Genomic DNA, 13,883 nt, shown 5'->3' with positions numbered 1-13,883 from the left:
GCGCTGCAATAAAACCATGAGCGACGACCTTCGCGCCACCGCTTTCGAGCACCTTCCCGACTACCTGAAGTCGCTGCCGGACCCGGCCCGACTTGAAGCGGCCGCGTTACCGACACAAACGCTGGGCGAGATCGGGCGCACACCGCTCGAGCGCCTGTGCGACACGCTCGACGCGATGTTCGAAGCCTGCGCGAAATTTCCGGAACCGTCGCATTCGACGTTCTTCGCGCGCACCATGCGGCTCGCGCTCGCCGAGGCGGCCGCGGACCCGGCGCTGCTCGCACCGATGCAACGCGAAGGTTCCGCCGACACCTATCGGCGCCATCTGCTCATCGCCGATCCGCAAGGCCGCTATGCGATTGCCGCGCTGGTCTGGCAGCCCGGCCAGGCGAGCCCCGTGCACGCGCATCACACCTGGTGCGGTTACGCGGTGGTCGAGGGCAAGCTGAGCGAAACGGTCTTCGAATGGGACGACGCGCATCAATGCGCGAGCGCGCTGCGCGCTCAGACGCGCAAACGCGGCGCGGTGTCGTTCGTGCGCGGCGGCCGTGCTGCGATTCATCGGCTTGGCAACAGCAGTGATGCGCCGGCGGTGTCGCTGCATATCTATGGCGTCGAAGGCGCGCGGATCGGCTCGCACGTGAACGACATCGTGCGCATGGCCGACGCGGCGGAGATGGTTTGACGGTTGCACGGCCCCCAAACACACCCCCGCCTCAATTCTTCCCACCCACATCACCCGCCGTCGGAATCTGCGGCGGAATCGGCGCGGTCTGTCCGGTCGTCGGCGGCGCCGGACGCGGTTCGTGCGACACGTCACGGGCGGGCGCAAGCGGCACCTGTGTCGACGCGCGCGCCGACGGGCCAACGACGCCCACCTCATACTCAGCTTCGCGCGGATACTCGTGCGGCCCTTCGCGGTCTCTTTCGCGAGTGGGTTCATGCGCCCTTTGATGGGTTTTGCCGCGCGCGCCGTCCCGCGCCGGCTGCTGCGCCTCGCCATGCGCATGCCGGCTGTCATCGGCACCGGCATTCACAGGCGCGACGAACCCGGTCATCTCATCGTCGCGCAGCGGCTCGCCCTCGCTATCTTTCGACGATGTGTACAGCCGCATCTGCGCGACCGGAATCTCGATGCCGGCCTCGTCCATCTTGCGCTTGAGCCGCAAATTGAACGCGCGCGCGACGCTCCATTGCTGCAGCGGCCGCGTCTTGATCTGCCCTTTGACGACCATCCAGTTCGGATCGAAGCGGTCGAGGCCCCACACTTCGATCGGCCCGAGCATCTCGCGCCGGTAGCGGAAGTCGGCCATCAGCTCCGCGCCGACTTCGCGAATCAACTGCGTGATCTCGTCGACATCGGTCGAGAACGACATGCGCACCTCGAACACCGCGTACGCGAAATCGCGCGACAGGTTCTTCACGATCTTGATCTGCGAGAACGGAATCGCGTGGATCGCGCCCTGCCCGTCGCGCAGCCGCACGGTGCGGATCGACAGATGCTCGACCGTGCCCGCATGCCCGCCATCGACGTCGATCCAGTCGCCGACCGAGATCGTGTCCTCGATGATGATGAAGAGCCCGGTGATCAGGTCGGTCACCAGCGACTGCGCGCCGAAACCGATCGCCAGACCGATCACGCCCGCGCCCGCGAGCAGCGGCGTCACGTTGATGCCGAGGTTCGCGGCGGTGACGATCCCACCGATCGTCATGATCGTGACGAGCAACACGTTGCGCACCAGCGGCAACATCGTGCGGGCGCGCATGCTCGGGCTGCGCGCCTTGTTGCGCGGGCTGCCCGGATTGAGCGTCTCGGTGATCGCGGTGTCGACCAGAATCCACAGCAGCCACGCGATGAACACGGTGGCGACGATCGCCGTCATCGCATGCGCGACGCCGCGCGCCGCCACGTTCCTCTCGATCACCGCGGCCAGCGACACGCCCCACAGACGCGCCGCGGATTCGAAGAAAAACAGCCAGATGAACAATGTCAGCAAGGTGCCGCAAAAGCGCAGCAGCCGCGTCAGATACGGCGAGCGGCGCCGCGCGCGGGCACTGCGCGGCCGCGTCATGCGCAGCACGATCGCCGACAGGAAGAACGCCAGTACCAACAGCAGCGCGGTGACGATCGAGATCTGCAGCACGTTTTCGCTGGAGCCGGAGCCGCCGAGCGTCGCGACCACCGACGCGGCCGCAAGCACCAGCACCGGCACGTGCCACAGCGCGGCGAGCACCTCGAACGCTTCGGTCGCGGCCTTGTGGTCGTTGCGCTGTTCGTACGGCCGGTTGCGGATCAGATGCGCGACCGGCCGGCGAAACGCGAGCGCGAAATAGCCGGTCAGCACGGCGGCCGTCATGTTGGCCGCGGTCGAAATCAGCGCGGCGAGGTTGGTGCCGAGCTGATGCTCGACGTCGTAATTGACGGCTGCGTCGCCGAGCGCGCCGCACACGCCGATCACGAACAGCACGCGGCGCGCGTGATCGATCAGCAGACGCACCGCGACGCGGCGGTGGCCCGAGCCGAACAGCGAAAACATGATCAGACAGATCGCGGAAAACACCGCGCCCGCGACGATCGCATACGCGACCACCATGCCCAGCGTGCGGCCGAGCGAATCGGGCATCGCGCGCATGAACAGCAGCGCCGCGATGAACGCGATGATCCACGGACCGACGCGGCGCAACGCGAAGATCAGCAGCTCGCGCGTGGTGGGATTGGGCCGCAGCACCAGCTCGACACCGAAGCGCCGGTGCAGCCGTTGCTGCAGATAGATCAGCGCGCCGGCACAGGCGCCCCAGCCGGCCAGCATCCCCAGCATCGCCAACAGGATCGTGCCGACACCCTCGTGTCCCTGGCCCGAGACGATCGTGTACAGCTCGTTGCCGGCCGCGGTCACGCGCCCGCTCCAGTAGCGCACCGGCGTGCGGCCCTGATGCACGTCGGATTCGAACGACGCGATGCCCGAGGCGATCGCGCCGAGCAGGCCCGGGCTAGGTTGCGCGGACGCGGGCGCAGGTGGCCCGACGGTTTGCGCGGCGCTTTGCGACACGTCGCGCAGCTTTTTCAGTTGGGCAACGAGCGCGCTGCGCTGGCGGTCGTTGTCGAGCGTGGCGATCACGCTGTCGAGCGAGCGCGCCAGCTCCGCCTGGCTCGCGGGCGACGGCGCCGACGCCGCCTCGGGCGCCGACGCCCCCGATGCCGCGGACGCCGGCGTCGCGTTCACCGTCGCGCTGTTGATCAGGCTCTGCAATGCCGGGATCACCGGCGTGCCGCCGCCGACCGCAGGGCCCGCGGCTTGCGCCATGCGCGGCAGCGCGCCGAGGCACAGAATCAGCGCGGCGCACAGCAGCGCGGCAAACCAACCGACGGCATCTGTGCTCGCGCGCGGGCGGGCGTCGCCGCTGGCAGTGTCGCAAGCGGTGTGAGCGGAGGAGAGATGGGGGGCGCTGAGAATCGCCGGCTGCTGCCCGCCGCCAGACGGCGCAGCCTCGGACTCACGCTGCGACGGGCATGACTGCATGGCAATCCGTGAGAAAACGGCAGACGCCAGTGTAGCCGCAGTTTCGCCCGGCGCGGCCGAACATGCGTAACCGAATGTTAGTACGCTTGCGCGGCCGGCGAATTCGAACCGCCGCTCGTCAGTACGCGACCGTCGCGATCTGGCGGATGAAGCGGCCCTGCTCCAGTTCGTCGACGAACGCGATCGCGTAGTCTTCGGCCGAAATGCGGCTGTTGCCGTCCGCGTCCGCAATCAGCGTGTTCGCGCCCGTGCGGAACTTGCCGGTGCGCTCGCCCGGCGCGATCAGCGCGGCCGGCGCGAAGAACGTCCAGTCGAGATCGGTCACGCCGCGGTAGTACTCGAAGGCGTCGCGGTGCGCGAGTGCAATACCCTTGTACGCGTCCGGAAAGCCGTCGGTATCGACCAGTTGTTTGCCCGCTGCGACTTCGAGCGAGCCCGCGCCGCCTACCACGACGACGCGCTTCAGCCCCGCCGCGCGCACCCCCTCGACCAGCGCGCGTGTCGCTTGCGTCAGGGTGGCGAGATCGCCCTGCGGCGGCGCATACGCGCTTGCGACCACGTCCTGACCGCGCACCGCCGCGCCGACGCTCGCGGCGTCGAGCAGATCGGCCTGCGCCGCATGCAGATTCGCGACGCCGGCCGGCACGCGCGCCGGATCGCGCACCAGCGCCGTCACCTGATGCCCGCGACGCGCGGCTTCCGCGGCAATCCGCGAACCGATCATGCCAGTCGCGCCAAACAGGGCGATCTTCAGTTGCTTGCTCATATCAGCGTACTCCTCAGGTTGTCTTATATGTAACTTTTATAGTTACATATAACGAGAAAAAAAGCGGGGCGCTCACCCCGTTCCTTTGTTTGGCACGCGTGCCGGAATAGTTCGAGCCGCGCCCTACGACACTGCGCTTCTATCGTTCACCGCCGACGCGTCTTGCGCGCGAAGACACGCTCAAGCACGGCGCTTGCGCTCGCGCTGCTTCTCCGAGCGGACCACGTCGGCGGTCGCGTCGGCGAGCGTGCGCGCGCCCAGCGTCGCTTCCATTGCCTGCTGCGCTTCGTCGATGATCCCGCTCAACACGCTCTGGATATTGCGCCCCACCATGCACGCTGGATTTGGCTCCTCGCGATGCAACGCGAACAACTGCGCGTCTTCCACCGCGCGATAGACCTCGAGCAACGTGATCCGTTCCGGCCGCCGCGCAAGCAACGCGCCGCCACCGGCGCCCATCTGCGAGGTGGTGAGGCCGGCGTCGGAGAGCATGCTCAGAAGCCGGCGAATGAGCGCGGGATTGGTGTTCACGCTGCCCGCGATCATCTCCGACGACAACGGCACGCCGCCCTGTAGCGACAACAGCGCGAGCACATGCACGGCAAAGGCAAACCGGCTACTCGTGTTCACGGCAAATCCGTCCCGAAACGACAATGTGTAACCATCGCAATTACATATAACACTAAAGTCAATCGGCGAAACCGGATAGAACGGCGCGGGTCATTTATCCATCTGCTTCTGCGCGTCGGCGGAATCGGTCGATGCAGTCGACGAAGCCGACGCGCCCGCATTCTGCGCCGACCACGCCTGCAGCTTGCGCCCCGCCGTTTCGAGGCCCTGGCCCGTGATCGACGCGGCCTTGCCGAGCTGCGCGTTGGCCGCGCTCGCCGCGTTCTGCAGGTTGGCCTGCGCACTCGACGCGAGCGCGGCCGGGTCGATCTTGAGCGACGGCGCGGAGGCCGAGTCGAGATTCTGTTGCGCGGCGTCCTTGGTCGCGTCGACCTGTTGGCCGACGTAGCTCGCGGCCTGATCGAGCTTCTGACCGGCAAGCTGCGCGGCGTCGTTCAGCTTGCCCGCGACCTGGCCGGCCGACGCGTCGTTCTTCTGACACGCGGCCAGCGCGCCGAACACGAGGGCCACGACCGCCGCGCGGCGTAATAACGATGAGGAAAGAGATGAAATCATGATCTGGAAGGAGCCGCGTCGGGCGGCTCGCACATGCGAAGACGTGCCCATGATACCGCCGTTGCGCCGCGCGGCCGCTTCGGATCGCCCCGGCGAGTTGGTCGCGGTTCTGTCGAACCTGATGGAGCTGACGTCCGCGCGATTCAAAGGCGATCCTTCCCTCAACGATCGTCTTCGGCGCGCGCCTGTTGCCGCGGCAGTATTGCGAAGCCGACGCGCGCTGTATTGCCGACCATGCGCGCGAACCGCTCGGGCCACGTGATCAATGTTTCATCGATTGGCGGCTATCGTGCCGCGGCGGGCTTTGGCGTGTATTCGTCGACGAAGTTCGCCGTCGAAGGCATCACGGAAGCGTTGCATGCCGAGTTGAGACCGCTGGGCATTCACGCGACAGTCGGCACGCGGATCGCCCACCGAGTCCCGAGACCACGTGCAGCAACGAGCGTCGACTTGCAGCGGCGCTCGCCTCAACATCGCTCAACAGCGCCCCACAATTCAGAATCTTCCGACAGTTGCAGGCGAAACACCTCCGTATAGTGTCGCGGCTGCTTTTGGGGAGTGCTGTTTCGATGAAACTGATCGACTGGATCGTCACCCTCGTCATCATGCTGATGGCGATCGTTTTTTTCTGCGCGCGCCGGCTGCCCACCTGGTCGCACGACACCCGCGCTCGGCATATGAAAGGGACCCGTTTGCTGATGCAGGCCGCGTGTGCACTGTGGGCGGCGCTGCTGGGTGTCACGCACGGCCTGTTTGCCGTCGAGGGTCTTGCCGGCATTCGGCCAACACCGGCCGAAACGTTCGCCGGCATCGCCGTGCTGCTGGCATGCGGTTGCTACTGGTCGGTGCGCGGCAGAAGACTGCTGAAGCCGCGGCGGATTTTCGCCGGTTGATGCGCGGACGAGCGCCATCCGCGCCGCACGATCGAGCGCCCCCTACCGCGTGCTGATTCCTCGCACCGCGTCGATCGAACGCGTGGACGACCCGCTGCCTGCGCCCAAGCCTGGTCCCGCAGCGCCCGGCACACTCTGACGCGCACCGCGCGCCGCCGGAGCCGGACCCGCCGCGGCGAGCGCAGCCGCGCCAGCCGCGGCCGGTTTCGCGCCCGCGGCACCCGCCTCTGGCAGCGACAGATAGAACGTCGTGCCCACCCCCTCCTTCGATTCCGCCCACACGCGGCCGCCATGTCGCTCGACCATCCGCCGCACGAGCGCGAGGCCGATGCCCTCGCCGGCCGCGGCATTGCCGTGCAGGCGCTGGAACGCGGTGAACAGGCGCGGCAGCGCGATCGCCGGGATACCGAGGCCGTTGTCGCGCACGTAGAAGATCCGCAGCGAATGCACGCCCGGCGGCGCCGCCGTCGTGCCGATTTCGACGCTGCCCTCGCGCGCCGGGTCCAGATAGTTGACCGCGTTGCCAATCAGGTTTGCGAAGATCTGTTCGAGCGCGGTCGGATCGCCCCATACCGCGGGCAGTTCGCCGACCGTCACGCGCGCGCGCCGCGCACGGATCGAGCCCTGCATCGCATCGACGACACGTTGCACGATGTCGCGCACATCGACATTCTGGCGCCGGTACTCGACCCGCCCGACCCGCGACAGCCGCAGCAGCGCGTCGATGATGTGTGACGCGCGCAGCACCGCGGTCTGCAGATAGTGCAGCGCCTCGCCGATGTCCTCGTCGACGAGGCGCTCGATCCGCTCGCGCGTGCTGATCGCGAGCGACGAGTTGCGCACCGCGTCGCGCAACTCGTCGCTTGCGCGAATCAGCTCCCTGGAAAATCCCTGCAGGTTCACGAGCGGCGCACGCAGGTCGTGCGACACGCTGTAGATGAACGTTTCGTTTTCCTGGGTCTGCTGGCGCAGCGTCTCGTTGCTGCGCGCGAGCTCGGCGGCGCGCCGCTCGAGGTCCGCGTGAAAGCGAGCTTCGATGCGCTCGGCTTCGAGCAGTCGGCGGCTCGTCTCGTGCAAGGTCAGATCGAGCCGCGCGATTTCATCGCTACCGGCGCCGAGCGGCGCGAGCGGCTCGTTGCCGGCGAGCCGGCCCGCGTTGTCGGACAGTAGCGCGAGCCGGCCGCGCACGCCGCGCGTGAACATCCAGACGGCGAGCGCGACGAACAGCAGCGAGCCCAACGCGGCCGCGACGATCAGCGTCTGTTCCCGTTCGCGCACGGCGGCGACGGCATTCGAGCGCGAGCTGTCGAGACGGCGCTCCTCGGCCTGGAACGCGCTCACCTCCACACGGAAATGATCGAGCACGTCGGCCTGGGCGAGATCGTGGAAGCGCGCGAGAATCTCGCCGGTCCGCCCGGCGTGCAGCATGTCCTGGATCCGGTCGGACCACTGGCGGTACGCCTGCACCGCCTGGCGCACCTCGGCCACGCGCTCGACCTGCGCCGGATCGTCCGCGACGAGTTCGGCGAGCTCGTCGATGCGCCGGTCGACGTCCATCCATACCGCGATCGGGGTGGTGAAATGCGCGTCGTTGGCGAGCACCGCGCCCCGCAGCGCGACCGATTCGGCCAGCACCGGATCGAGAATCTCCGTGGTCTGGCGCAACACCTTCTCGCTATGGATCGCCCAGCGCTCGGCCATCGTCGCATCGGTCTGGGCCTTCACGACACCGGTGAGCAGCGCGAGTTCGAAAACGGCCGGGATCGCAATCAAAAGCAGGCCTTTAGTGGTCAGTCTCATGCGTGCCCATGGGAGGGGTTGGCCGGCGGATCGTGCACGGAGTCGGCACATTATGTCGGCGTTTGCGCGGGAAAAGAAAGAGGGGCACGAACGCGTCGACGGCAGCTTCTGCCGTTCGCGTACAGTGCGCCAGAAATGGGCATCGACGCGCCGGCCAGCGTCTCGCTGCGTCAGGATGCCGAATGAAAATGTAATTTGAATCGAATAGTTCGCCCTCCTCTGGGTCAATCTGCGCAAGGGCGTCGATTTATGCACTTTTCTTGTGCCATTCCTCTCTGTTAAGGTGCATGACGCGCTCGGGCGGCGCATGGCTCAAAACCCACTGGATGCCCATCCCGGTGCCCGATTGCACCGTGTCGACGCGACCAGCACAGCTTTGGCCCGCTTCTTGCTGACATAGCGCACTTTTTTGGCATAAGCGGGACATATCAATGGAAAGTCTGAAATACGGCGCCGATACCGAGTTTCTTTTGATGGGCGCTGCCATGGTGCTGGCGATGCACGCGGGATTCGCCTTCCTGGAGCTTGGCACCGTGCGCAAGAAGAATCAGGTGAATGCGCTGGTCAAAATTCTGGTGGACTTCGCGGTCTCGACGATCGCGTACTTCTTCATCGGCTACACGATCGCATACGGCGTGCAGTTTTTCGACAGCGCGGCGACGCTCGCCCAGCACAACGGCTATGCGCTCGTGCGCTTTTTCTTCCTGCTGACGTTCGCCGCCGCGATCCCCGCGATCGTGTCGGGTGGCATCGCCGAGCGCTCCAAGTTCAATCCGCAGCTGTTCGCGACGTTCGTGCTGGTCGGTTTCATCTATCCGTTCTTCGAAGGCATCGCGTGGAATGGCCGCTTCGGCATCCAGGACTGGCTCACGCAGGCTTTCGGCGCGCCGTTCCATGACTTCGCGGGCTCGGTGGTGGTGCACGCGTTCGGCGGCTGGGTCGCGCTGCCGGCCGTGCTGCTGCTCGGCGCGCGCCACGGTCGCTATCACCGCGACGGCGGCATCGCCGCGCATCCGCCGTCGAACATTCCGTTTCTCGCGCTCGGCGCATGGGTGCTGACGGTCGGCTGGTTCGGCTTCAACGTGATGAGCTCGCAGACGCTCGACAAGATCAGCGGCCTCGTCGCGGTCAATTCGCTGATGGCGATGGTCGGCGGCACGCTGAGCGCGTGGTTCGCGGGCCGCAACGACCCGGGCTTCACGTACAACGGCCCGCTCGCCGGGCTCGTCGCGGTGTGCGCGGGCTCGGACATCATGCATCCGCTCGGCGCGCTGGTCACGGGCGGTATCGCTGGCGTGCTGTTCGTCTACATGTTCACCTGCGTGCAGAACCGCTGGCGCATCGACGACGTGCTCGGCGTGTGGCCGCTGCACGGGCTGTGCGGCGCATGGGGCGGCATCGCGGCCGGGATCTTCGGCATCCATTCGCTCGGCGGGCTGGGTGGTGTGTCGTTCGCCTCGCAGGTCATCGGCACGCTCGGCGGAATCGTCGTGTCGGGGCTCGGCGGCACGGTCGTGTACGGCGTGATCCGCATGACGGTCGGTCTGCGCCTCGACCAGGAAGAGGAATACAACGGCGCCGATCTGTCGATTCACAAGATTTCGGCAACGCCGGAGTGAACGAAGGCGGCGCTCGCGGGAAACAGGAGAGGCGCGACTCACGCGCCTGTCCCCAAATGCGCGCGCCGATGTTAGACTTCGCGGCTGGAGATGGCATTCTCCATTAACCGCCCTTGGGGCTGATGATGCCTGCTACGCCCGGTTATGCGGACGCGGCATCAACTCGCCCGCATCAACCGGTCTGTCGACATTCCGGTTTCGATCCTCTTCCATGTATTGGTCTTTTCTCGCTGTCGCGATTGGCGGCGCACTCGGCTCGCTGTTTCGCTGGTTCCTCGGCATTCGACTTAACCCGCTCTTTAGCGACCTGCCGCTCGGCACGCTCGCCGCCAACGTGATCGCCGGCTACCTCATCGGCGTGGCGGTCGCGGGCTTCGCGCGAGTGCCCCAGCTCACGCCGGAATGGCGGCTGTTCGTCATCACCGGACTGATGGGCGGGCTGTCGACGTTCTCGACGTTCTCCGCGGAGGTCGTGCAGCGTCTGCAGGACGGCCGGTTCGGCTGGGCGGCGGGCGAAGTGGCGATTCACCTGAGCACTTCGCTGATCATGACGATTCTCGGCATCGCGACGGTTTCGTTGCTGGCGCGCTGAGGCGCACACGTTGACGAGGATCACGGACGCGGGCCCGAGCCGTCGGCAATTGGGCTAGCGCCCGTTTGCATCTGAGCTCGGTGCGAGCCAGCTCGACGATCTCGTCGCCGCGTCCGTTCAATATCGCACGCAGCATATAAAGGCTGAATCCCTTCGCATGGGCACGTTCCACCTTCGGAGGCATGGCAAGCTCATGCTTCGATGTGGTCACATCGACGAGTGCGGGACCGGGATGCGCAAACGCCTGCACCTGGCCGGCAGCGCGTCTCACTGTGTCTTCGGCACCGACGTCGCTGGCAGCGGCGCGGGCCGCGCTGCGTCCCAGCGACTCTTCAGCACGCGACGCAGCCTGGTCCTGAGCGGCAACACGACCCGCTCCTGAAACAGCACCGACGCCACCAGCACCAGGACCAGATAGACCGGATAGGCGGAAAAATGCACGGGCACCTGGCTTGCCGCCTCCCGGCAAACATGCGGTCGATGCACGCATGACAACAGCGAATACGGAATGCCAAGCAGCTTCTGCACTTTGAGAAAGCCGATAAATAGCGGGTATTGCAGCGCGAAGATCGACAACGAAGCGTTGCCGAGCCGTCTCGTCCAGGCGGCCACGCGCGGCGACGCGTTTTGCAGTGCGCTCGCGCAAACAAAAATCACTGCGACTTGCGCGGGCAAGAGTGCGCCGTTGTGAAGAAGTACTTCCCACGAACGCATTCCCGCCGTAAACAGAAAAGTGGCGCCGATGAAAAGTGCCCCTGTAGCAGCGAATATGATCCACCGGCAACTCGCGATCATGCCGGTAATGCTTTCGACGTTCGCCTCGAATATCCCGTAAGCGAGAATGCCCGCCAGAAACTCCGGAAGCCGCACCAGCGGATTGGTATGCAACACACCGATCGGCCACACCTGATACCAGCCGCCTGCAACGACGATCACGGCCGGCAACAGGCTGGCGCCCCACATCGCCATCAGCATCGTGGACTTCCAGCGCAACGACAGCAGGCGTGGCGCGAGCGCCGGAAACGATAAATAGAAAAAAAACAGCGTCGACAACGACCACGACGGAATATTGAATGACAGATAAAAGGGATTCCAGGCCTGCAATAACAGGATCTGTAAAACCGCATTGACCGCCACTTCCACACCGCTCATGGTGTGCACAATCGGCGTTGCTGAATCGAGGTTGCTCAGTTCGGTGTCGAAGGGATGGGAATTCACAGCCATTAATGCAATGCTCAGCGCTAACGTAACGATGTGAATGGGATAAATATTGCTAAAACGGTTGATAAAAAACTTCGATGCCGAAACCTTCATCGCTTCGCCAGTTTTCTTTTCCACCGAAACGTGCGATAGAATGAATCCTGACAGAATAAAGAAGATACTCGTCGCGCAGCCGCCGAATTTGAAGAAGTCGGCCATTGGCATCGCCCTCGCCTCGGGGTAAATGACGAGCGTGTGGAAGACGACCAGATAGCAGGCCAGCAGGAACCGCAGGATGTCCAGCCCCGGGAACATCGCCTTCATTTTGTTTTCCTTTTTCTTACGTGGAAATATCGCTTCATTGCGTTTCCTTTCATTTTTATCTTCTTTAATTTTTAAATTGAAAGCATTTACGCGACTCGATATGCGGAGCATGATTCATGGAGGCGCGGCAACCGGTATGTGCGCTTCCGCACCAATTGCAGCTGCAAAAAAACCACTGTGTGCGAAGATCGCCGGAAACCAGCGTGCGCGTCTCTCCGCCCGCCATCCCGTTAATGAGAAAACAGTGACAAAATAAATGCGCAGAGCTGCGATGTAAAAAAACGCCACCAATAGGCGTGTCTCAGAACACGGTGGACGGAGCTTGGGCAATGCCGGTGAAGAGACGCCACGCTTCAAATCGCGCGGCGAGCTGTTTGCGATAGAGCGAGGCGCTCAGCAGATGACTGCGTGCGTTCGGGCAAGCGAAACCCTCGCATCCGGCGCTCGCGTTCACGCGTGGGTTGATGGCTGTTTTCAGCGCGGTTGTTCGCGCGCGCAGGCCTTGACGAACACGTGCTTCACATTCGCCAGCTCAGGGATCTCTGTTTTCGCGGGCCATGTGCTGCCCGGCTTGCGACGGGCAGTCCTGACCTGATGCGCAAAAACTGGCGCCGAACTTGTCCGTCCACCGCCGGATCGATTCATGGCTGACAACCACGCCGCGCTCGAACAGTAGCTCCTCGATGTCGCGAAGGCTGAGTTGAAAGCGGAAATACCTCCGAACCGCGCGGCTGATGACTGACTAGCTGACCAGCGCGCGAACGTGACAACGCCCGGCGAACCAATCCTCACGCCCCGTTCGGAATCCCTTCAATCGGACACTCCGGCGTCCCTGGCGTCGGGCGCGTGAGTGCTTCGACGCGGCGGCGCGTGCCGTCGGCGTCTTCGATCCAGTCGCGATAGAACCCAAACGGACAGGCCGCCACGCCGTTCGCGCCGTCGCCCGAATTGATCGTGCCCGTGTACCCGCGGTGCAGAAGTTTGTATAGATGGTTCTGCGACTGCATCGTGCGCCGCGCGTCGCGGATCATGCTCAGCGAGAGCTCCGCGTACTGCACGCCCATCTCCTCCTCGCCGCACTCGCCGAGCGTGCGCCCGTCGAAACCCACGATCGCCGAGTGGCCAAAGTACGAATACACGCCGTCCCAGCCCGTGGCATTCGCCACGGCGACGTAAGTGTTATTCATCCACGCCATTGCCTTAGCCACCATCACCTGCTGCTCCTTGGCCGGATACATGTAGCCCTGGCAGCGCACGATCAATTCCGCGCCGTTCATCGCGCAGTCGCGCCAGATCTCGGGATAGTTGCCGTCATCGCAGATGATCAGGCTGATCTTTAAACCCTTCGGCCCATCCGTCACGTAGGTACGATCGCCCGGATACCAGCCTTCGATCGGCGTCCAAGGCATGATCTTGCGATACTTCTGCACGATCTCGCCGCGATTGTCGATCAGCACAAGCGTGTTGTACGGCACCTTACGCGGATGTTCTTCGTGACGCTCTCCCGTGATCGAGAACACCCCCCAGACGTTGGCCTGGCGGCACGCCGCCGCAAATATTTCCGTCTCCTCGCCCGGCACCGTCGACGCCGTATCGAACATCTCCTGCCGGTCGTACATGATGCCGTGCGTCGAATACTCGGGAAACACGACGAGATCCATGCCAGGCAATCCCTGCTTCATGCCGACCACCATGCCGGCGATGCGGCGCGCGTTGTCGAGCACCTCCGCCTTCGTATGCAGACGCGGCATCTTGTAGTTGACCACCGCGACGCCCACGCAATCGTTGCTGCTCGAAATATCGCCATGTCGCATGACATATCCTCCTTAAGTCCCTCAGATCGCAGGCGGACTTCGGGCCGCCCGCTCCGCTTCAGCACACACTCACTACTGATATGGTCGCTGCGTGTCAATAAGAGAAACAGTTATTGAATCCCAAGGGTAATCGGACGATGCGGCACAAGTCCGTTGCAGCGACGATGGA

At 64.6% G+C, this 13,883-nt stretch carries 12 protein-coding genes, 3 pseudogenes and 1 riboswitch; of the genes and pseudogenes, 6 read left to right on the top strand and 9 right to left on the bottom strand.

Features of this window, described 5'->3' with window-relative positions:
* Positions 1-16 precede the first annotated feature (16 nt).
* On the top strand, positions 17-685 hold the full coding sequence (locus HDG34_RS33315; protein WP_184066745.1) for a cysteine dioxygenase family protein: 669 nt from the start codon (positions 17-19) through the stop codon (positions 683-685).
* A gap of 31 nt (positions 686-716) precedes the next feature.
* On the opposite strand, the gene HDG34_RS33310 is transcribed toward HDG34_RS33315, so the two are convergent.
* From HDG34_RS33310 to HDG34_RS33295, 4 genes are all read right to left on the bottom strand, one after another.
* Positions 717-3,521: a mechanosensitive ion channel family protein gene (locus tag HDG34_RS33310; protein ID WP_184066742.1), complete on the bottom strand. Its 2,805-nt coding sequence runs from the start codon at positions 3,519-3,521 to the stop codon at positions 717-719.
* Positions 3,522-3,639: 118 nt separating this feature from the next.
* Positions 3,640-4,287: an NAD(P)-dependent oxidoreductase gene (locus HDG34_RS33305; RefSeq protein ID WP_184066739.1), complete on the bottom strand. Its 648-nt coding sequence runs from the start codon at positions 4,285-4,287 to the stop codon at positions 3,640-3,642.
* Positions 4,288-4,467: 180 nt separating this feature from the next.
* Positions 4,468-4,917 (bottom strand): Rrf2 family transcriptional regulator, encoded by a 450-nt coding sequence (locus HDG34_RS33300; protein ID WP_184066736.1) that lies wholly within the window; start codon positions 4,915-4,917, stop codon positions 4,468-4,470.
* Between the two features lie 90 nt (positions 4,918-5,007).
* On the bottom strand, positions 5,008-5,472 hold the full coding sequence (locus HDG34_RS33295; protein ID WP_184066942.1) for a hypothetical protein: 465 nt from the start codon (positions 5,470-5,472) through the stop codon (positions 5,008-5,010).
* Between the two features lie 213 nt (positions 5,473-5,685).
* On the opposite strand from HDG34_RS33295, the pseudogene HDG34_RS33290 reads away from it, so the two are divergent.
* Together HDG34_RS33290 and HDG34_RS33285 are read left to right on the top strand one after the other, a co-directional pair.
* Positions 5,686-5,868 (top strand): annotated as a pseudogene (locus tag HDG34_RS33290) (SDR family NAD(P)-dependent oxidoreductase); the annotation flags it as partial.
* 173 nt (positions 5,869-6,041) lie between these two features.
* Positions 6,042-6,365, top strand: coding sequence for a hypothetical protein (locus HDG34_RS33285; protein ID WP_090804088.1), 324 nt, complete (start codon positions 6,042-6,044; stop codon positions 6,363-6,365).
* A gap of 42 nt (positions 6,366-6,407) precedes the next feature.
* Here HDG34_RS33285 and HDG34_RS33280 read toward each other — a convergent pair whose 3' ends face one another.
* Positions 6,408-8,165: an ATP-binding protein gene (locus tag HDG34_RS33280; RefSeq protein ID WP_184066733.1), complete on the bottom strand. Its 1,758-nt coding sequence runs from the start codon at positions 8,163-8,165 to the stop codon at positions 6,408-6,410.
* 431 nt (positions 8,166-8,596) lie between these two features.
* On the opposite strand from HDG34_RS33280, the gene HDG34_RS33275 reads away from it, so the two are divergent.
* Together HDG34_RS33275 and crcB are read left to right on the top strand one after the other, a co-directional pair.
* Complete coding sequence (locus HDG34_RS33275) at positions 8,597-9,784, top strand: ammonium transporter (protein WP_184066730.1); 1,188 nt, start codon at positions 8,597-8,599, stop codon at positions 9,782-9,784.
* A gap of 77 nt (positions 9,785-9,861) precedes the next feature.
* Positions 9,862-9,923: riboswitch (Fluoride riboswitch) on the top strand.
* Between the two features lie 72 nt (positions 9,924-9,995).
* Complete coding sequence (crcB, locus tag HDG34_RS33270; protein ID WP_184066727.1) at positions 9,996-10,376, top strand: fluoride efflux transporter CrcB; 381 nt, start codon at positions 9,996-9,998, stop codon at positions 10,374-10,376.
* Between the two features lie 70 nt (positions 10,377-10,446).
* Here the strand turns inward: crcB and HDG34_RS33265 are convergent.
* Both HDG34_RS33265 and HDG34_RS33260 read right to left on the bottom strand, forming a co-directional pair.
* Positions 10,447-10,620 (bottom strand): annotated as a pseudogene (locus HDG34_RS33265) (ubiquinone-dependent pyruvate dehydrogenase); the annotation flags it as partial.
* A 23-nt stretch (positions 10,621-10,643) separates the two neighbouring features.
* Entirely contained in the window at positions 10,644-11,900 is a 1,257-nt protein-coding gene (locus HDG34_RS33260; protein ID WP_184066724.1) for an acyltransferase, read from the bottom strand.
* On the opposite strand from HDG34_RS33260, the gene HDG34_RS33255 reads away from it, so the two are divergent.
* Complete coding sequence (locus tag HDG34_RS33255; RefSeq protein ID WP_184066721.1) at positions 11,872-12,156, top strand: hypothetical protein; 285 nt, start codon at positions 11,872-11,874, stop codon at positions 12,154-12,156. The two genes, HDG34_RS33260 and HDG34_RS33255, sit on opposite strands and share 29 nt — an antisense overlap.
* Before the next feature lie 345 nt (positions 12,157-12,501).
* On the opposite strand, the pseudogene HDG34_RS39610 reads toward HDG34_RS33255, so the two are convergent.
* A pseudogene (locus tag HDG34_RS39610) lies at positions 12,502-12,639 on the bottom strand (IS6 family transposase); the annotation flags it as partial.
* 49 nt (positions 12,640-12,688) lie between these two features.
* A complete protein-coding gene (locus HDG34_RS33245; protein WP_184066718.1) occupies positions 12,689-13,714 on the bottom strand; it encodes an aliphatic amidase in 1,026 nt (341 codons plus the stop codon).
* Between the last annotated feature and the right edge of the window lie 169 nt (positions 13,715-13,883).

Origin of the sequence: Paraburkholderia sp. HC6.4b, from assembly GCF_014200875.1 — a bacterium.
Lineage (GTDB): Bacteria > Pseudomonadota > Gammaproteobacteria > Burkholderiales > Burkholderiaceae > Paraburkholderia > Paraburkholderia tuberum.
Note: the sequence above shows the minus strand (reverse complement) of the source record. Positions and strands in the feature narration are given on the sequence as shown.